General features: G+C 67.5%; 6 protein-coding genes and 1 pseudogene. 5 read left to right on the top strand and 2 right to left on the bottom strand.

The genetic code is table 11. From position 1 onward, the window contains the following. Window positions 1–4 precede the first annotated feature (4 nt). A complete protein-coding gene (locus tag QF040_RS07980; RefSeq protein ID WP_429610594.1) occupies window positions 5–4,168 on the bottom strand; it encodes a WGR and DUF4132 domain-containing protein in 4,164 nt (1,387 codons plus the stop codon). Between the two features lie 679 nt (window positions 4,169–4,847). On the opposite strand from QF040_RS07980, the gene QF040_RS07975 reads away from it, so the two are divergent. From QF040_RS07975 to QF040_RS07955, 5 genes are all read left to right on the top strand, one after another. Next, window positions 4,848–5,585: an STN domain-containing protein gene (locus QF040_RS07975; protein WP_429610593.1), complete on the top strand. Its 738-nt coding sequence runs from the start codon at window positions 4,848–4,850 to the stop codon at window positions 5,583–5,585. Window positions 5,586–5,587: 2 nt separating this feature from the next. Continuing rightward, a complete protein-coding gene (locus QF040_RS07970) occupies window positions 5,588–6,106 on the top strand; it encodes an RNA polymerase sigma factor (protein ID WP_429610592.1) in 519 nt (172 codons plus the stop codon). Window positions 6,107–6,239: 133 nt separating this feature from the next. Continuing rightward, complete coding sequence (locus tag QF040_RS07965; protein WP_429610591.1) at window positions 6,240–7,232, top strand: FecR family protein; 993 nt, start codon at window positions 6,240–6,242, stop codon at window positions 7,230–7,232. Window positions 7,233–7,578: 346 nt separating this feature from the next. Further along, window positions 7,579–20,100, top strand: coding sequence for a filamentous haemagglutinin family protein (locus QF040_RS07960; RefSeq protein WP_429614630.1), 12,522 nt, complete (start codon window positions 7,579–7,581; stop codon window positions 20,098–20,100). An 80-nt stretch (window positions 20,101–20,180) separates the two neighbouring features. Beyond that, window positions 20,181–21,008 (top strand): RNA polymerase sigma factor, encoded by an 828-nt coding sequence (locus tag QF040_RS07955; RefSeq protein WP_429610590.1) that lies wholly within the window; start codon window positions 20,181–20,183, stop codon window positions 21,006–21,008. Here the strand turns inward: QF040_RS07955 and QF040_RS07950 are convergent. Beyond that, window positions 20,929–21,218 (bottom strand): annotated as a pseudogene (locus QF040_RS07950) (IS3 family transposase); the annotation flags it as partial. The gene QF040_RS07955 and the pseudogene QF040_RS07950 overlap by 80 nt on opposite strands. Between the last annotated feature and the right edge of the window lie 39 nt (window positions 21,219–21,257).

Raw genomic sequence — 21,257 nt, 5'->3', positions numbered from 1 at the left:
CAACTCAGGCCCTCAGGCCTTCCATGTCGCGGATCAGTTCACTCGCGGAAATCGGGTCGAGCTGGTTCAGCGTTTCCGCATCCTGCATGTCGCCCCAGCCCGAAGGCTTGCCGACCTGCACTTGGCCCAGCGTCTGCTCGGGGTACTCGTCGACCATGCCGACGATGATGCCGGGGTCCAAGCTCAGCTCGATGACGCGGTTGGCGCCCAGCGGCTTGCTGAAGTACCAGATGCAGCCCGCGTCCTGTGCTTGCCCGCGGCGCCAGCCCTTGTTGGCCAACCCCAGCACGCGGCCCGTGGGCACCTTCACGTCCTTCCAGCGTTCGAGCTTCAGGCTCTTCTTCTCTTCCTCGGTCAGCGTGTAGACGTCGCGTCCGATCTGCGCGAAGGGCTGCAGCAGCTCGTAGTCGGCGAACACCTGGCCGAACGCCGCGGCATCGGCGGCCGGCAGGTCCAGCGCATGCGTCACGCCGATGCGGATGCTCGCCCCTTGGCCTGGTTCTGGCAGCTCGAATGGGTCGTCCTCCGCAGTGGTGTAGCTGCCGTCCTCCGCCACGCGGAAGCACGCCTGCAGCGTACCGCCGTAGCTGCTGCCCTCGGCTGCGCCTTCCACCGCATACACGCCCCAGATCAGCCGCTGCACGATGTGGCGCACCAGTGGATGCTCGACCAAGAACATGCGAAACACCTCAGGCGTCCAGCGCCGACGCGCGCACATTGCCACTTCCAGGCGCAGCAGCTGCTGGCTGGCGATGGTGCGCGCGTCTTTCTTCAGCAGCTTGAAGCGCTCGACGGCCTCCTTGCTCAGTTCGGCGTCGTCGGTCTTCTTGGGCTTGGGCAGGTCGGCCAGGCGGGCGCCGTCCACACCGTCCGTGGTCTCGCGCACATAGGGCTTGAGCGCTTCGTCGAAGCCCACCTTGAACGCGCGCGGGCCGAAGTCCAGCCGCATCGTGCCCTGCTCGTCCAGGCCGAGATCGGGCGCGAGCCGGTCTTCGAGCTCTTCGGTGCTCAGGCCGCGGGCTTCGGCAATGGCGTCGATTTTTTCGCGCGCCTTGTCCTGCAGGCCCTTGAACTTGACCTTTTGCGCAATGCCGTTGAGCAGCATCAGCGCGACGTCGCTGCCGATGGTGGCCAGCACGTCCAGTCCGGTCACCGCGCGCGCATGCGCCGCCTCGCCGGGCCACGCGCGAATGAAGGGCGTGAGCTTGCGCGCGGTGTCGTCGTTGCCGAACTGGCCCAGCATGGTGAGTGCCCAGCCTTCCTTGCTCGGGCCGCCGGCCTCGAGCCAGGCGGTGAAGGCGTCCCAGGCGAACTCGGCCAGCGAGCCGGCGTCGCAGGCTTCCCTGACGACGGCGATGCCGCCGTAGATTTCCTCGTTGGTCGGAAAGGTCAGCATCTGGCCGAAGTTGTCGAGCGCGTCGTCGGGCAGGGCCTTGCCGTTCTTCAGCGCGGGCCGGCGCCAGCCGCGCGGCTGCCAGAACTCGGGCAGCTTGGCGCGCTTGGTGGGGAAGCGGTCGAGTGGGCTTTCGTCGAGCACGGCGCGCAGCGCTTCGACCACTTCGGGCTTGCCGTAGCGGCCGGCCACCTCGAGCAGCAGCGCCTCGTGGCCGTTGGCCTGCAGCAGGCGCAGCGCGGAGCCGGCGCAGTCGCGCGCCTCGCCGGCCTTGCCGAGCGCGGGCGCAATCAGGCCGCAGGCGGTGTGCTCGGGGTACTTCAGCAGCCAGGCGCGGCCTTCGGCGCGCAGCGTCTTCAGCTTGGCGAAGGCGCGTGCCGCGGGCAGGGCCAGTTCGGCCGCGCCGTAGTTCAGCGCATACGAGAGGTTCTCGGTGGGCTTGGTGCGCACCATGGCCACCAGGCCCGGCAGCACTGCCAGGCCATGGGTCGCCAGGATGAGCCCGATGTCGTCGCTCTCGGCCTCACCGGCCACGGCGTTCCAGAACGGCACGCCGACGGCGGCCGGCAGCAGCGCGGCATAGGCCGAGTCGAAGCGAAACCAGTAGTAGCGCTCCTTCTTGCGCTCGGCCACCATCGCGCGCCAGTGGGTGATGAGCGCGTCGGCATCGCCGGCCTTCACGGCCTCGGCCGCCAGCTTGCCTAGCGGGCCGATCGTCTTCTGCTTCGACTTGTCGAAACCCAGTTCGTCCATCAGCACCGACAGATCCTGGCGCGCCGATGCATGGCGGTTCATTTGCCAGGAGTTGATGCGCAGCGCCTTCTCACGTTCGCCTTCCTGCCATTGCTCCACCGGCGTCGATGCCAAGGGTTCCAGCGCGAGCGGGCCGGCCGCCTTCTTCTGCACCTTGGCCAGCCACGGCGGCGCGACCAGCACGCCGGGCAGCTCGCTCGCCTCGGCCACCTCGGCGGGGCCGGCCAGCAGCGCCAGTTGCTGGTCGATCACGGCCTGCGCGCCCGCGTCGAGCCAGGGCCGCAGCGCGGGCAGGGCCGTGCCGTGCGCGCGCAGCAGCCGCGTGAGGCTGGGCTTGACGAGGTTCGCATCCTTGCCGCCTGCCGCGACCAGCCGCGACAGCGCGGGAATCGCCGCCATCGGCCAGCGGTCGACCGACAGCGCCAGGCGTGCCAGCGCGCCCTTCGACGCGCTCGCCACGCGGGCCAGCGCCAGCACCGCATCGGGCGTGCCGATGCAGGCGAGCGCGTCGCCCGCGTCGTCGGTGGCCGCGCCGCGCTCCAGCACGGGAACCGCATCGACGCCTCGCTCCTGCACCAGCGTGCTTGTCATGGCGCCGCTGCCCCAGAAGCCGCTCGAATAGCTCAGCCGCACCTTCGCGGCCAGTGCGACGGCGTCGGGGTCGGTGGCCGTCAGCTGCAGCCAGTGCAGGGTTTCGGGCGTGCTCTTCTCGGCCGCCAGCGCATGCGCGAGCGCGTTCGAGACTTCAGGCGCATCGGGCAGCAGCATCGCCAGCACGGGCCGGCGGCTCGCGTGCACGTGAGGCAGGCCGGCCTCGATGCGGTAGCGGCAGTCCTGCCAGACCTCGGGGGCGGCCAGCGCAAGGTGCGCGCGCAAGGCCTGCTCGCCTTCGCCCAGCGGGCCGTAGTAGGCGCTGCCCATCTGTTTGGACACGCTGGTGCTGAAACTGTAGCGGTGCTTGCTCGCAGCCCGGTCGTAGGTGGACTGCATCTCGATCTGTTGCGCAGCCAGCAGGATGTCGACGGTGCCCGGCAGGCCGTATTGCGCCACCAGGTAGTGCACCAGCGCGGCGCCCGCCTCGTTGCTGCCGTAGTGGCCGCCGGTGCTCAGCACGAGCGCCAGTAGCACGGTGTCGGCCCCGGCGTCTGCCGCGGGAATGGGCTGCGTGCCGCGATCGACCATGCGCTGCGTGGCATCGCGCAGCGCCGCGTCGGTCACGCTCAGGTCGACATTGAGGTCGAGCTTGCGGCGCACCGGCAGCCAGGCCGCGGCAACGCTCACCGGTGGCTCGAAGGGCTTGGGCGGAAAGCGGCGCGAGGGGAAGGCTTCGCGCAGCATGTCGGGCGACAGCCGCACGGGTGTGCCGGCGGCGAGCCAGGGCGGGATGTCGGCGTTGACGGGGAGTTGCGAGGTCGGTGCGGGCGCGGCTTGCGTGGCTGGTGCCATGGCGCCCAGTTCCTTCGCGATGGCTTGCGCGTCTTTCGGCGGCGAGCAACTGGTGCCCCAGCCCTCCAGCAGTCCGACGGATTGCAGCCGCTTGAAGGCGAGCGCGGCGCCTTGTTCGCTCACGCCGTGTTGGCGCTTGAGGCCGGAGGGCGACAGCGTGTCTTTGCGGGTGAGCGTGCCGTTTTCGATCTGGGCGCGCACCGCTTCGAACGCGCGGTCGGCCTGGCTGTCGATGCCCTCGGCGGGCGCGTCCGCCGCTGCGGTATGGCTTGCAGGCGAGGCCTTCGCTGCGGATGCGGCCGTTGCCATTTCCGGCGCTGCCTCGGTCTTCACTTTCGCCTCGGCCTTGCCGATGGCCGCATCCGTCGCCACGCCCACTTCGCTGTAACCCTTGCCCGTCTTCTCGGCCGCCAGCTTGGTCAGCGCGGTGGCGGCCTTGGCGGTGTCGGCGAACGACTTGGTCTGGCTCTGGCCCGCGGTGCCGATGCGGCCCCAGCGGATGTTGAGGTCGGTGTCCGATTGCTCCACTTCCCAGAATTTGCTGGCGGTTCCTTCAATCAGTTCAAAACGGCGCATGGAAAAACGTCCTCCTATGAATGCATGGCGCGCCCGCGCGGTGCGCGCAGCGCTCGATGTGGGGCGGATGAATGAGACGGCCCTGGCAGGCTGCGCCGTCAGCCACGCGAAGGCAGTGCCGTCGGTGGCGCTGAAAAAACAGGCAGTGCGAGAGCATGGAATCTCATGCTTGAATCATGCACTGTGGCTCGCGGGGCGAGAGGTAAGAAGAAGGTTTGAAGATCGGGCGCATCTCTCGAGTCGGCACGCGCAAGGTGCTGCGCGGTGCCCCGCCGCCATATGGCGAGCACAGGGGCTCATTTCAGTCTATGAGCGGCGTGCGCTTGTGCTCGTTGTTGAGCTGATCTGTCGTACGGAGCAGGCGCATACGCGCTGCGATCGCCCCTTACGAGACCAAGCACGCGATCCGTCAAAGTCGCTGCGGCTCGGACCGGTTGAACCTCCATCTCTTCGCTCCTGTAGAGCTGCACAGCATAGTGGGCCCGAGGCATGTTGAATTCCGCCGATCCCTGACCCAACACCGGCGTAACCATGGCGTCACATTGGGGTGCAACTATGGACGTTTTCAGGATGGTTCATATCCCTTGTCGACTCGATCTATCCCCCCGACATGGTCGCTGCAACGCAGCTGCGGGCGCGGCGGCGTTCGCGGCATTGCGGAGCGCCAGGACCGACTAGGGTGCGTTCGTACATCGCGAGACTGAGCCGTCGCGTGGTGGCGCTTGGCATGCTGTGCGGGCTTGCCGGAGCGGCTTGGGCGATGGATGCCGCCAAAGCGCCGACCGGAGGCGCTCCATCCCGTTCATCGTCGGTCACTACAGGCCGTCAGTTCGACTTTGATATCCCGGCGCAGCCGCTGGATGCGGCGCTTTTCAAATACGGCGACGTCTCCAGGCAGCCCGCATTGTTTGACACCAACATGATTGTCGGGCGCACCTCCTCAGCTGTGCGAGGCCGCTATGCGCCCGAGGTCGCATTGCATCAGCTGCTCGAAGGCACCGGACTGACCGCAGAGAAACTGCAATCCGAACATGGAGAGACCTTCGTGCTGAAGGATGCTGGCAAGGTGAGTCCCGTCGCACAGGCCACTTTGCCCAGGCTGTTCAACGAGGGCGGCTATCCCGGTCTGATCCAGGCGCGAATCTGGCAGGCGCTCTGCGCCGATCCCCGCATCGCGCCGGGCGCCTACAGTTCCCTGTTCCGCTTTCAGGTTGACCCAACTGGTCGTATCAGGTCCCCGCTCCTTCTTGGTACGACCGGCGATGCCCACCGCGACGCGTTGCTGCTAGCAACCTTGCGGCGCGTGCAAATCGACCGCTCCCCGCCGCCGGCCGTGGCGCAGCAGCCGCTGACCATGATGCTTCTGCCTTTCGATCGCAGCGAGCAACGCTGCGGCCAGGAACAGGGCGTGTCCTGACCATGGCCAACGACGGGCAACCGATCCTGCTGGACTATCTGAACAATCGCTACGCCAGCCTCAAACGGCGCCTGACACAGATGCTTGGGAACGCCGACTTGGCCAGCGATGCACTGCACGACACCTGGGTGCGGGTGAAAGACAAGGGCGACCAGCGGCCCATGGAGCAACCCGGCGCCTATCTGATGCGCGTGGCAACCAACATCGCGGTGGATATCCAGCGCAGGCAGCACCGCTTCCTTTCAGGCGACGACGTCGACGAATTGCTGAACGAGATGGCCGATCCGGCGCCAGGTCCGGCGCAAACTGCCCAGGCGCGCTCCGAGTTGGATGCCCTGACGGAAATCATGGACCGTATGCCGCAGCGGCGTCGCGTGATCGTGGTGCTGGTGCACTGGGAGGAGGTAACGCAAAAGGAGGTCGCCAAGCGCCTTGGCGTCTCGCTGCGGACGGTCGAGTACGAACTCAAACGCGCTCATGACGAACTGGATGCGCATATGGGCGGCAATGGAAAAAAATAAATGCGGGTTTGCGTGTCGCCGTTCGTTCTAGCCCTATGGAGCGAACAGTACGATCACGAATGCAGCGTCCAGCCGGCGACCGTTTTGCAGGCCTGCGTTGGTGCGTCCAAGTTTGGTTGCCTGGCATGACACGATGAAGACGCCTCTGCACGATCACACGGTCTCGCCTGACGAGCTTAAACAGCAGGCGTGGAATTGGCTTCGCCTGCTGAATTCGGGTCGTGCGACCACGGAGGATGCCCGTGGATTTCGTGAATGGGTGCGCACCAGCCCCACGCACCAGTCGATGTACGACGAGGCCAGGCGCCGGTGGGGTGCTTTGAAGAGACCGGCCGGCGAGCTGTTGCGAGCCAACCCGGATGTGGCCGCCCAGTATGAACGCACGCGGCGTGAGCCGCATCAAGGGCGCCGGGCATTCCTGAGTGCCGCCGTGAGTACCGCCGCGGTAGCAGGGATGGCGATTGCCTATCCGCCGTTGGGACTCTGGCCAGCGCCGTCTGAATGGGGAGCGGACTACCGGACCGCCGTTGGCGAGCAGCGCTCGCTGGCGCTCGGTGAGCGCGTCAATCTCACATTGAATACACGTAGCAGCGCCCGCCGGCAGATGGATGGGGGGCAGACAGTTGGCTTGGATCTGCTCAGTGGCGAAGCCGCTATCGACTTGACTGGATCAGGGCGCCCCTTTTCCGTGGCGGCCGGCGCCGGCCGCGCTGTCGCTGAATTCGGAAAATTCGAGGTCCGGGCTTTGGACGGCAAGGTGTGTGTGACGTGTGTTGCCGGCGCGGTACGCGTAGAACACCCCGCGGGCGACCGGGCGCTGCAAGCGCGCCAGCAGGCGATCTACGACGCCCGTTCGGTCAGTGGCGTGGCAGGCATTGATCCGGCTGACGTGTCGGCTTGGCGCCAAGGAATGCTGGTGTTCAAGCAGATCCGATTGGTGGACGCGCTGGAGGAGATCAACCGCTATCGGTCCGGCCGCGTGGTGCTGATGAACGATGCGGCGCGCGACAAGTCGGTGAGCGGGCACTTTGCCATTGCGTCTTTGGATCTTGCGCTGACGCAGCTCCAGCATGTTTTCGGTCTCACTGCCCGATCGCTTCCAGGCGGTTTGCTTGTTCTGAGCTAGTCCAAATGCCTCGCAGCGGCGGGTTTCTGGTGGATCGCGTGTCGTACCGATGCCGGATTGCTGCAGGTTCGAAGTTGCGTATGGAGCTTTGGGCGCAAGAAAAACCTGAAGAATCTTTTGCGGGTTTGAGTTGAACCGTTCGTTGTAGTCATGACAGGGAGGTTTTTGTCGCGTGCCCGTCGCACGCGATGAACTGAGCTCCAAGAACATGGTTGGCCGGCGCGAGACGGGCAGCCGAATGACAGTGACACAACTTTCGGCAGAAATTCAAATGACCACACGCGGGCTCAGCGGCAAAACACGACAAACGATACACAAGGGAGATCGGGTGTTCCGACTGGCGCCGATGGCCCGGGCCATTGCATTGACGCTGGCGGCCGGCGGTGTGGTGGGCCACGCGCAGGCCCAGCGCGCCTTCAGTCCTGCTTGGTTCGCGGACAAGGGGGCGATTCAGCACACGGCCTCGCAAACGGGCAGGCTGCCCAACGGCATGCCCGCATCAAGCCTGACGAGCCCGCTTGGGCAACAGCAAAAGGCCAACGAGCAGCTGCAGCGTTCCATCAGCAACCTGAATCTCGCAGCGCGCGGCATCGCGGCGCAGCAGTCGGCCCAGGCAGCCGCTCGCCTCGCAGCCGCCGATGGCGCATCCGTTCCCGACGGCATGACCGAAGGTGGCCTGAGGATCGATACCAACTCGCTGACTGCTGGCTGGCACAACGCCAATGCCCCGGAGCCTTCCCAGGTCGATGGCCGTACGAACATTGCCATCCAACAGACCGGCGACAAGGCCATCCTGAACTGGGAGACGTTCAACGTCGGGCGCAATACGACGGTGGACTTCAAACAGCAAAAGGACTGGGCGGTTCTCAACCGCGTCAACGACCCGAACGCACGTCCCTCGCAGATCCAAGGCCAGATCAAGGCCGATGGCACGGTGCTCATCGTCAACCGCAATGGCATCGTCTTCAATGGCACCAGCCAGGTCAACACGCGCAACCTGGTCGCCGCGGCTGCTGAGATCGGCGACAGCCAGTTCAAGGCCAGCGGCATCTATAGCGCCAGCGCCACTCAGCCCAGCTTCACCAACGCCCAAGGCAAGGTCGAGATTCAGGCCGGTGCGCAGATCGCCACGCTCCCCCCCCGGACCTCTACCGAAGGCGGCGGATACGTCCTGCTGCTCGGCAAGGAGGTTCACAACGCGGGGGACATTGCCACGAGGAAGGGCCAGACCGCACTCGCGGCCGGCGACAGCTTCGTCATCAAGAAGGGCGTCGGCACCGATGGCAACCAGGCCTCGACCACGCGTGGCAACGAGATCACCCCACAGTTCAGCACCGACAGTCTGTCGGGCAAGGTCACCAACACCGGCCTGATCGTGGCCCGCGAGGGCGACGTGACGATGGTCGGGCGTGACGTCCAGCAAAACGGCATCGCGCTCGCCACCACCACCGTCAACACCCGCGGCACCGTGCACCTCCATGCCATTGGCGCGGATGGCAAGGTGGCCCTCGGCCAGGGCGCCGCCACCGCGGTGGTGATCGAAGATGACGGCAAGACAGCGCTGGACAGCCAGCGCGATGGCCTGCGAAGCCCGGCAGTGAGCAGCGCCGAGAACATCGTCGCCCTTGCCGATCGCCGCGATCAGTCCCGCATCGAGATCACCAGCGGGGGGGGCGTCGACTTCCAGAGCGAATCGCTCACGCTCGCCACGGGCGGCCAGATCGCGGTCAACGCAGCGAGCCGCAGCCTGGTGCGTGAACGTGCCCTGCTCGACGTGTCCGGTGCCGTGGGCGTGAACGTGACGATGGAATCCAACAACGTCAAGGTCAACATCCAGGGCAACGAGCAGCGCGACGCCCCGATCAACCGGGACGGCAAGAGCCTCAACAGCAACGATGTGTGGATCGACCGGCGCAGCCTGGTGTTCGTACCCAAGGGTACCAACGGCTACGACGGCGACCGCTGGTACACCGGGGGAGGCCTGCTGGAGGTCGGTGGCTACCTGGGCACCCAGGGCCACACTGTGGGCGAATGGATGGCGCAGGGCGGCACGGTGAGCTTTGGCGGCAAGGATGTGGTGACACAGGCCGGCTCGAACATCAATCTGTCCGGCGGTACGGTCAATGTGCAGACCGGCTTCATCCACCAGACTTGGCTCAAAGGCGCGGATGGACGGCTGTACGAAGTCAACAAGGCGCCGGGTGATCTGCGATACATCGGGTTGTACAAGGGGTTCGAGGACGAGCACCTGCGCTGGGGGAAAAAAGCCACGGGATTTTTCTACAACCCGCTGATCGGGCCGCAGAAAAGTCTGGAAAGCGGCTACACAGTGGGCCGCGACGCCGGCTTGTTGGTGGTCGGGACGAAGAGCGCGGTGATCGAGGGTGACATCGTCGGCGAGGCCTTCCAGGGCGTGCGCCAGACCCAGGCGCCCGACATCAACCTTGACGGCTACAACCAATCGCAGAACGCGACAGCACGCGGCGGGCAGTTGGTGGTTGGCAGCTACGGCACCCTCTACGACAAGAGCACCGGCCTGATGCACCGTCGGCTCGACACCGCGGGCGTAAAGGATGTGGTGCTGACAGACACGGCCGAACGCATCGCCACCGGGCTCGACCTCGCGACGGCCCTGCCGGCGGCGCGCCAGGACACATTGATCCTGGACACCACACTGCTTAACGGCTTCGCACTTGGGGCGGTGCGCATCGCGGCCACGAACTCGATCACGGTAGACGCTGCGTTGGCCGTTGGCAACGGCGGTGACATCACGCTCTACGGCTCGAAGGTCGGCGTGAACGCGGACCTCACCGCGCGCGGCGGCAGCATCCGCCTGGGCGACATGCTCACGCAGGCCAGCACCAACTACCTGGCCGACACCACCGGCATCGTGACGCCCGAGGGCGTGCGCGCGGGCGTCGCGGTAGGCGAAAGCGTGACCTTGGACACGCGTGGCCTCTGGAGCAACCTTCTTCTCAATCCTGCCGGCACGCACGCCATGGCATGGCGCAACGGCGGCAGCGTGTCGATCCGTAGCGGCGGTGACGTGCTGCTGGCCAAGAGCAGCTTGGTCGATGTGTCCTCGGGCGCAGCCCTGTTGGCCAATGGCAAGTCGCAGCAGGGCGGCAAGGGCGGCGACATCCGGCTGCAGGCGAATGCCCAGGCCGCTGGCGCCGATGGCGTGCTGGCGATCGATGGCGCACTGCGCGGCTGGGGTGCCTCGGGCGGCGGCACGCTGAACCTGCAGGCCGGCCGTATGCTCGTCACGGACGGCACAGGGGGCGCAGGTACTTCGGCCGAGCCGGGCACGCTGGTTCTTTCAGGCAACTTCTTCGACAAGGGCTTCAGCCGCTACGAATTGATCGGTGACCGTAGCCTCACGGTGGCTGAGGGCACTCGGGTCGAGGTGACGATGCCGGTGCTGCGCGTGACCCCAGAGGCCAAGGACATCGCGACCGGCGCCGATGCCGGCAAGGCGCTTCAGGCCTGGACGCCGCCACTCTATGCCGAGGATGCCGTCAAGGGCGTGCTCACGCAGCGCGCGGGCGCGAGCCTGAGCCTGCAGGCGGGCACGGCGCAGACGCTGGCGGCCGACCTGCCGAAGGTGGCCGCCGTGATTGGCCAGGGTGCGCAGATCACGGCCGATGCGGGCCAGTCGATCCAGGTCGCCAGCGCCGGGCAGCTCACGCTGCAAGGACGGCTGCAGGCGCGCGGCGGCAGCGTCTCGCTCAAAAACATCGACCTCACGCGGATGGAGCAGGAGCGCGCGGCGGACGTGGCGCACAGCCGCTCGATCTGGATCGGCGAGCAGGCGGTCATCGACGCGTCCGCCACGCCCGCGACGGCGCTCGATGCGCAGGGCCGGCGCTACGGCATCGTGCGCGACGGCGGCAGCATCGTGATCGGCGGCGAGATCAAGGAAAGCGACGGTTCGGCCACGGCGGCCAACGGCTTCATCGTCGTGCGCGAGGGTGCCTTGCTCGATGCCTCGGGTACCTCGGCCGTACTCGACCTGAGCGGTGCCGGCCCGGTCGCGGTCGCGAGCCGCGGCGGGCGCATCACGCTGGCTTCGAACAACGGCCTTTACTTGAATGGCGAGCTGCGTGCACGCTCGGGCGGCGCGGGCGCGGCCGGCGGCACTTTGCAGGTCGCGCTGGAATCGCCCGAGCTGCGTACGAATTCCGGCCCGGGCGGAGGACAGCCCGCGTTGGCCGAGAACGCTGTGCGTGGTCACCGCGATCTGGTGATCGGCGGGCAGCAGGGCCCATCGGCGCTGCCGGCCGGACTGATCCCCGGCGCGGCCGATGCGACGCTGGCCTATGGCCACGGCCGACTGGGCGTCGACACCGTCATGCGGGGCGGCTTCGACAACGTCGCGCTGCTCAGCGCGGGCGGCATCAGCCTCGAAGACAACGCCAGTTTGCGGCTCGGCCAGAGTCTGTCGGCCTACGGCCCGCTCATGCTGGCCGACAGCGCGCGCAACGATGCGCACGTCACATTGGCCGCGCCCTACGTGCGACTGGCCGGTATCACGCAGAACTCGACGCTGGACCCGACCCGAGGCCGCTTCGGCGTCATCGGCACCGGCGACTGGCTGCCCTCCGAGGCGCAGCTGGAGGTGCATGCCGGGCTCATCGACGTGCGCTCGCTGGTGTCGATGGCCGGCATCAGCGGCAGCATCGCGCTGTCGCCGGAAGCCGGCGACCCGAACTCGCCGGCCGGTCTCAAGGTCGAGCGGCGCGGCTTCGGACAGGTCAGGCTGGCCAGTGAGGGCGACCTGCGCTTTCTTGCGGACAAGCCCCCCGCCGTGAACGGCGTGCCGACGACCATCCTCTCGACCGCGGGCGACCTCACACTGCGTGCTGCCCAGATCTACCCGGCCACGGGCGTCTCGGCCGCGATCCAGGCGGGCGTGCTGCCGCAGGGCCGCTATGCGCCCGACCGCGTGCTACGTGTCGAAGGCAACGGAGAAGCCGCACCGGTGCCCCACGCCGTCTTCGGCAGCCTGGCGCTCGGCGCCGCGGTGATCGAGCAGGGCGGCGTGCTGCGTGTGCCGTTGGGCAACCTGCACATCGGCGACGCGAACACCACGCGCATTAATTTCCTGCCCGACAGCCTGACCTCGGTCAGCGGCAACGGACTCTTGATGCCCTATGGCGGCACGGTCGACGGTCTCAACTACCTCTACGACGGTCAGAAGGTCCAGCTGAGCGGCGTCGGCGGCGCCGACTCGCGCGGCCAGACGCTGACGATCGGTCTCACGCTCGGTGGCGCGAGCGCCAATGTGCAGCCCGGTGCGGTACTGGACCTCTCGGGCGGCGGCGAACTCAGGGGCACCGGCTTCATCGGTGGCCGCGGTGGCTCGACCGATGCGCGCTACCACCCGCTGGTGCGCAATGCCGCGGACGGCAGCTTCAGTCTGCCCGGCCTCGCGAGCAATCCGGTCTACGCCATCGTGCCCGGCGTGCAGGCGCCGCAGGCACCGGTCGCCGGCGAGCGCGGCGCGGTCGATCCGATGGTCGGCCAGCAGATCACGCTGGGGCAGGGCGTGCCGGGCCTGCCGGCGGGCACCTACACGCTGATGCCCTCGACCTACGCACTGCTGCCCGGCGCGTTCCGGGTCGAGCTCAACGGCAGCGCTGCGGCGCAGGCCTCGGCCACCGCCAGCAGCCTCATGCGCAACGGCTCGTGGTCGGCGGCGGCGAAGCTGGGCGTGACGAACACGGCCATCGGCGACACCCTGTTCCGCCAGGCCATCCTCACGCCGGCCGACGTGCTGCGCAGCTACTCGCAATACGACGAGACCAGTTTCAACAAGTTCATCGTCAGCGATGCCGCACGCCAGGGCGTGCCACGCGCGATGGCGCCTGCGGACGCGCGCACGCTGTTGCTGAACCTCGCCCCGGGCGCTGGCGAGGAGGCGCTCCGCTTCGACGGCATCGGCCGCTTCGACGCGGCCCCGGGTGGCTATGGTGGCACGGTCGCGGCGATCGGAAAACAGTTGGAGGTGATCACCGGGGGGGCAACGGCCACGCCCGGCTTCCAAGGCGTGACGCTGAACGCCGATGCGCTCAATGCACTGGGCGCATCGCGCCTGATGATCGGCGGGCTGCAGTACGTGCTGTACGGCCAGGGGGGCAACATCGTGCAATTCAGCAGCGGCACGAACGAGCTCACGCTGCGCCAGGGCGCGATGCTGTCGGCGCCGGAAGTGTTCCTGCTGGCGAATGCCGCCAACGTGGAGTTCGCCAGCCACCTCGTGATCGAGCGCGGCGCGGGCATCAACACGATCGGCAAGGGTCGTGCCGCCTACGACTCGGCAGACGGCTTCGTCTACCAAGGCTCGACCGGCAGCCTGGTGGCGGTGTCCAACGGCGTGCTCAGCATGCTGCCGGTGCCAGCCAGCGTCGACAGACTGGGCAACCGCAGCCTGCAGGTCGGCGTGTGTACCGTCTCGCCGTGTGCGGGCCAGACCGAGTTGTACTCCGAAGGCACCATCGCGCTGGCCACGCCCGACCGCTTCGTGCTCGACGACACGGTGCGCTACGGCACGCGCCATCTCACGCTGGCCGTGCAGGGCATCAACGTCGGCGACAGCGCGGTGCTGGCCGAGGCGGCCGGGGGCAATGCGCTCCCGGCGGGCCTGACGCTGAACCAGAGCGTGCTCCAGCGCCTGCTGCGCGGCGACACGCAGTACGGCGCCCCGGCGCTCGAGACGCTGGAACTCAACGCCAGTGGCGGCCTGCGCTTCTTCGGCAGCGCTTCGCTCGACACCATCGACCCGAGCACCGGCAAATCCACGCTCGCACGCCTCGTGCTGGGCACGCCCGCCATCTACGGCGCAGGCAACGCAAACGACGTGGCGACCATCCGCACCGGCCACTTGGTCTGGAAGGGCTCGCCTCAGGATGCCACGGATGTGGTCACGGGCGGTGCTGGCACGGGCAGCGGCACGCTGGCCATCGAGGCTGCGACCATCGAATTCGGCTACGGCCCGGGCGCGCAACCCACGGGCACCAGTGACGACGCGCGTCTGGCGCTGGGCTTCGCCGACGTGCGGCTCACGGCCAGCGAGCGGATCACGGCCAACAACAAGGGCAGCCTCTCGGTCTACCAGTCGCAAGGTGCCTACGAGGCCGGCAAGGGCCACGCCTACAGCGGCGGCAATCTCACCATCGACGCGCCGCTGGTGACGGGCGCGGCGGGCTCCGTCAACCGCATCACCGCGGGCGGCGACCTGCGCGTGACCAGCGCTGCCCCGGCAATCATGCCGGTGGCCGACGCCACACTCGGTGCGGAGCTCCGCCTTGCTGGCCGCAACGTGATCGTCGACACCACGCTGGCACTGCCCAGCGGCAAGCTCGTGCTCACCGCCGACAGCGACCTCACGCTGACCGGGCGCGCGCAACTCGACCTGGCCGGCCGCAAGATCGACTTCAACGACGTTAGCAAGTACAGCTGGGGCGGCGACGTCACGCTCGAAAGCCTGGCCGGCAACGTGTACCAGGCCGCGGGTTCGGTCATCGACCTGTCAGCGCAGAACAACCGCGCCGGCACGCTCAAGGCGCTGGCGCTGGGCGAACAGGCGGGGGTGGCCGACCTGCAGGGCACGCTCCGCGGCGGCAGCACGGGCCATTACGACGCGGGCGGCACGCTCGTGCCCTACTTGGCGGGCGGCGTGGAGATCCGCGCACAGCGTCTGGGTGATGGCGCCGCGCTCGACAGCCAGTTCGCATCGCTCAACCAGCGCCTGAACGACGGCGGCGTGTTCGGCACGCGCACCTTCCAGCTCAAGCAGGGTGACCTCACGATCGGCGACGGCCTCAGGGCCGGCGAGATCAACGTGTCGGTCGACAACGGCAGCCTCACGGTCAACGGCACCGTCGACGCCAGCGGCGAGCGCGTAGGCCGCATCTACCTCGCGGCGAAGAACGCCCTGACGGTGGCGGGCACGGCCATGCTCGATGCGCACGGCACGCTGCTGCGCGTGGATAGCTACGGCAAGATCATCGATTCGCCCAACCGCGCGATCGTCGACCTGAGCACGCGTGACGGCATGCTGACGCTGACGGACGGCGCACGCATCGACCTGCGCCACGGCACGGCCGCGACCCTGGGCACGCAGCCGGGGCAGAACGACGACCACGCGCGCGGCACGCTCGAACTCTCGGCGCCGCGCCTTGGCGCGAACGGTCGATCGGCTCTGAACAATGAATCCGATGCGGCGGTCTACGGCGACATCGCCATCGACGCACGCGGCGCGCTCGACATCCGCGGCGCGCGCTCCATCGCGGTCAACGGCATGCAACGCTACGACGATGCCCCGCTGATCAGCACGCCGGCTGCCAGCGGACGGCCCTACCAAGAGATCACCCAGGCCTGGCTCAAGGACAAGCACGACGACAACACCGATTTCATCACCGCCGCGCTGGCCCCCGCCAGCGCCCTGGCCGGCAAACTCGCCGGCCTGCGTAGCGCGGCCTATGCCGACGCCTTCCATCTGCGGCCCGGCATCGAGATCGTGAGCAACGCCACGATCAACCCGGGCGGCGACATCGTGGTCTCGGGCGACCTGGATTTGTCGGGCTACCGCTACGCTAGCGTCAACCCGCACACCCAACGGATCGACGGCCGCTACGGCTCGGGCGAAGTCGGTACCTTGCGCATCCGCGCGGCCGGTAACCTCGACATTTTCGGCAGCATCAACGACGGCTTCGCGCCGCCACCCGCCACACCGGACGACAAGGGCTGGTTGCTGTTGTCGGGCGTTAACTTCACTGGTGGCGACACGGTGATCCCGCGTGCCGGCATCGTGCTGGCTGACGGCACCGCCTTCGAGGGCGGCACTGCCCTCAACTTTGACCTGCCGATCCAGCCGCACACCTTCAGCGCGGGCGCGGTGATCCCCGTGTCCAGCGAACTGGCTGCGGCAATGCTGTTGCCGGCCGGCACGGTACTGGCGGCGAATGTGCGCGATGCCTCGGGCCAGGTCATCCACGCGGCCGGCAGCATCGTCGGCGTCAACGTGACGCTGCCCCAGGGCACACGGCTCGACGCCGGCATGCGCCTGCCGGCCGATGCCATGCTGGCTGCGCTGACCTGGCCCAAGGGCATCGTCCTGACCGGCGGGCGCTACCTGATGAACGGCGATACCCCCTTGCCGGTGGGCGCGCTGCTGCCCTCGGCCACCGACATCAAGCTGCCCAGTGGTGCGAAGTCGGTCGAGCTGCGCCCTGCGGGCGAGGGCCGTTTGTGGGGCGCGGCCGCGATGCTGCCCGAGGGTTCGCAGTCGTGGTCGCTGCAACTGGCGGCCGGCGCCGATCTCGGTGCGGCCGACCCGCGCACCCTGCAACAGCAGCCGGCAGCGGGCAACCTGCGCATGGCCGACAGCCACTACGGCCTGTTCGGCAAGGCCTTGCCCGGTGGCTGGGTCTGGTCCGAAGCAGGCTCGCTCGATTTCTTCGGCGATCTCAGCATGGTCGGCCAGCCCATCGATTTCGCTGCCATCGATTACCCGACCCTGTGCGATGACTATCCCGGCCATTGCAGCGCCGACGGTGTGGCGTACGAGTACCTTCCCGGCAGCAGCCGCTTCAGCGTGCTGCGTACCGGCGCCGCCGATCTCGACCTGCGCGCCGCCGGCGATCTGGGCATGAATTCGCTGTTCGGCGTCTACACCGCGGGTGCGTCGTCGCAGGCCACGCAGCCTGGCGATCCGTACAACCTGCCGCGCTCCCTCGGTGGCACGGACACCGTCCTGGTCGACGGCAGCCAGGCCTACGAGAAATTCGTGAATGGCGGGGCCGACAGCCTCGCGCGCGCGTGGTACCCGGCCGGCGGCGGCAACCTCACGCTGCAAGCCGGCGGCAACCTGACCGGCGACCTGATGGAAGCCGTCATCTCCTCCGGCGTGGGTCGTCCCAATCCGAACGACAAGGGGGTGAGCAATGCCGACACCGCCAACTGGCTGTGGCGCCAGGGCAGTGGCAACACGCTCGGCGCGGGCAGCGACCAGTCCACGGCCTGGTGGATCAACTTCGGCAGCTACGCAACGCGCGGTGCCGTCGACACGCTGGCCGGCTTCACCGGCTACGGCACACTGGGCGGTGGCGACCTGCGGGTGAACGTGGGCGGCAACGCAGGCGTCGTGTCGCCGCGCGGTGCGGCCGTGCGTACCGGCGTGGACAACCTGCGCAGCAACGGCCTAGTGCTGGCCGTGGGCAGTACCGGCCGCGTGCTGGCCGATGGCAGCCTGGCGCTCACCGGCGGCGGCGACCTGAGCCTGCGCATCGCTGGCGCGCTCAACCCCTTCGCGCTCGATCCGCTGGGCGAAATCTCGGCCAATGCGGTGCGTAACGGCGCCATCGTCAACCTGCGCGGAGACGTGCAGTTGCAGGCGGGTGCGATGGGTACCCAGTCGCTGGGCTATGCGCAATTCACGGGCTTGCAGTCCGTGCGCGAAGCGCGGGCCGTCGATCCGTTCGCGGCCAACCGGGTTGCGGCGCAGGGCGGCATCGTCTTCGTGCCGGGCGATGCCAGCTACAACGTGAACACGCGTGGCGACTTGGTCGTGATGGGGGCCAACGACGCGGGCCGCGCCGTGCTGCAGAACACCACGCCCTTCATCATCGGCGCGGCCAAGGGCAGCGGCGAAAGCTGGTTCACGCTGTGGACGCCGAACACCGCCATCCGCCTGTTCTCGGCGGGCGGCGACCTCACGCCGCAGATGGCCAATATCGGCGTTCCCGCGACCGACATGGCGAACGTCTACCCGTCGATCCTGAGCGCGGTCGCGGCCAGCGGCAGTCTCTACTACGGGAGCGCGGCGACCGCGTACTCGACGGAGGCGGGCGCCGGCGCGCTGGTACTGACGCCGTCGGCCAACAGCCAACTGGAATTTCTCGCCAGCGATTCGATCTACGGCGGCGGTTTCGCCGTCAGCCTGTCGGGTGCAGCCGAGGGTGCAATGGCCACGCCGTTCCACCCAGCCTTCCAGGGCACTCTGGCGGACGGCACCCAGGTGAGCAACCTGTCCCGGGCCGGCAACCTGGTCGATACCGGACGGCCGTTGTTCGCACTGGGCGCGAACACCGTGTCGGCGGGCAACGCGCATGGCAGCGAACCCGTGCGCTTCTATGCGATGAACGGCGACCTGGTGGGCGTGGCCACGGGCCGCATTTACGAGTTCCAGTCCAACGACAAGACGCGTGCCGGTCAGACCTACTACGAGGCCGGGCAGCCGGTCTGGATGATGGCCGGGCGCGACATTGTCGGCAGCGGCACGCCCATCGGCCAGGCAGTGCGCACGGGCGGCTTTTACAGCACCTACGACATCTCAGGCAACCTGTTCGCGCATGACGATCCGACCGACGTGTCGGTGGTCTCGGCTGGGCGCGACATCATCTACAGCAATTTCAGCATCGTCGGCCCCGGCACGCTGGAGATCACCGCCGGCCGCAACATCCGGATGGAAGACCGCGCGGGAGTAAGCAGCCTCGGTCCGGTGGTGCCGGGCGACCTCCGGCCAGGCTCGAGCATCGCGATGCTGGCAGGCGTGGGCGCCAAGGGCGCCGACTACAGCGGCCTCTTGGCACGCTATCTTGACGCGGGCAGTCGCGCCCAGACCGGCACGCCGCTGGCCGACCAGCCGGGCAAGGTCGTCAAGACCTACGAAGCCGAATTGGTCGCGTGGTTGTCCGACAAGGACAACGGGCTGGGCTTCCAGGGCACAGCGGCTGAGGCTCGGGCCTTCTTCGATGCACTGCCGATCGAACAACAACGCATCTTCGCGCGCCAGGTGTATTTCGCCGAACTGAAGGCGGGTGGGCGCGAGTACAACGACGCGGACAGCAAGCGCTTCGGCAGCTACCTGCGCGGCCGCAGCGCCATCGCCACGCTGTTTCCCGAAGCCGGTGCTGACGGCCAACGCATCGACTACCGCGGCGACATCACGATGTTCCGCGGCGCGACGACACGGGTGATCGACAACATCGCCATCCCCGTCGTGCGTAGTGGCTATGCGCGCACGCTGTTCGGCGGTGGCGTCCAGTTGCTCACTCCAGGCGGGCGCCAGGTCTTCGGCATCGAGGGTGAGGCGCCGCCAGCCGATTCCGGCGTGCTGACCCAGGGCGCGGGCGACATCGCAATCTACTCGCTGGGCAGCATCCTGCTGGGGCAGAGCCGCATCATGACCACCTTCGGCGGCGGCATCCTGGGCTGGTCGGCCGAAGGCGACATCAACGCGGGCCGGGGCTCCAAGACCACTGTGGTCTACACGCCGCCCAAGCGTGTCTACGACCAGTGGGGCAATGTGACATTGTCTTCAGAAGTGCCGAGCACCGGCGCGGGCATCGCGACGCTGGCGCCGATCCCGGAAGTGCCGGCGGGCGACATCGACCTGATCGCGCCGTTGGGCACGATCGACGCCGGTGAAGCGGGCATCCGGGTGTCGGGCAACGTGAACCTGGCGGCGCTGCAGGTAGTCAACGCAGCCAACATCGCGGTCAAGGGCGAGTCGGTAGGCATTCCGACTATCGCAGCGGTGAATGTCGGTGCATTGACCAATGCGAGTGCGGCTGCTTCGCAGGCGACAGCAGCCGCGCAGGACGCCATGCAGCGCGAGCGGGCGACAGCGCGTCAGAACCTGCCTTCGGTCTTCACGGTGCGCGTGCTGGGGTTTGGAAGCGAGTCGATGGAGGGGGCTGAGAAAGGGCCGCAGTCGCTGCCCCCTGAATATCAGTCGTCGAGCATGCCTTCCTACAACGCCGCGAGTCCCTTGCAGTTTGTTGGCATGGGGCGGGATATCGATCCCAAGCAGATGGCACGTCTGACCGCTGAGCAACGGCGGCATCTGCAGCAGGAGCGCTAGGCCAACGTCGGTGCTGTTTCCTGGCCTGTTCCTGCGCTCAGCGGGATCAGGCCAGGAACTGTTTCGCTCGCCGTGCGTGCATGGCCATGTTCATCGTACGTTTTCCCAAGTCAATGCACTCCTGCCTATGCAGCAGTGTTGGCGTTTGGCCCGGCAATGCGGTTGGGGCCGTCACTCACGAACACAGAGGTAGATCCCCTATGGCATTGAGCACCTTGTTCGACCTGGACGAACGCGGCGAGGATGAGGCGGCAAACGAGCCCTCAAACGAAGTGCAACGTCGGCATGCGCTGCGGGAATACCTCGTGACGAACTATGAACGGCTGCAGCAGCGCCTCGTTCGCCATCTGCGTTGCACGGATCTCGCCAGCGAATGCCTTCATGATGCATGGCTGCGTCTGGGACATGTCGAAGTACACGCGCCTGTTCAAAGCCCCGATGCCTATGTGTACCGCATGGCTTGCAATGTCGCCATGGATCGCATGCGCAGCAGCCGTTCCTGGCAATACACAGGGGACGGCGACGCCGGGATCGAACATTTGGCCGACGAATCGCCGGGGCCTGATCACGTTGCTGCCGCCCGTTCCGATCTGGCTGCGGTTGAACGCGCTTTGCAGCGCCTGCCTCGGCGCCACCGCACGGTGCTGGTGGCGCTGCGCATTGACGAGATGACGCGCCAGGAGGTCGCCCAGCGCTATGCCCTGTCACTACGCAGCGTCGATACGGCGTTGCGCCAAGCCTTGGATTACTGTGCCGAGTACGCTGGCCAGGAGGCGCTCACGGGCGTGAGCAGTCCGCGGCGTGCCTTGCGCTCTGGAATTGCGAACTACGAGCGGGCCCGGTCAACGTCCCCCGACCGGGACAGCCCAATGCACGCATCGTTGCGGCAATGCAGCGGTCGTGAGTGATGTAGTGCTCGACAGCCGCCTCCTTCTGGGCCTGCGAGTACTTGGGGCCCCGCATAGCCCACAGGCAAATCGAGCCGCTGCTCGCATTCGTGGTGCCGGCCCTTCAGGGCATTCTTGATTGGGCAACCCAGCTGACGAGGTCGCCCTGACGCGTTTGCCGAGCTTGAGATACAGCTCGACCGCTCGAATCCTGTCTTCGTTTGAATACATGAACTACCTACTGATGTCCAAGTTTTGTCCGCATCCCCC

The organism is Variovorax sp. W2I14 (assembly GCF_050435205.1).
Lineage (GTDB): Bacteria > Pseudomonadota > Gammaproteobacteria > Burkholderiales > Burkholderiaceae_C > Variovorax > Variovorax paradoxus_C.
Note: the sequence above shows the minus strand (reverse complement) of the source record. Positions and strands in the feature narration are given on the sequence as shown.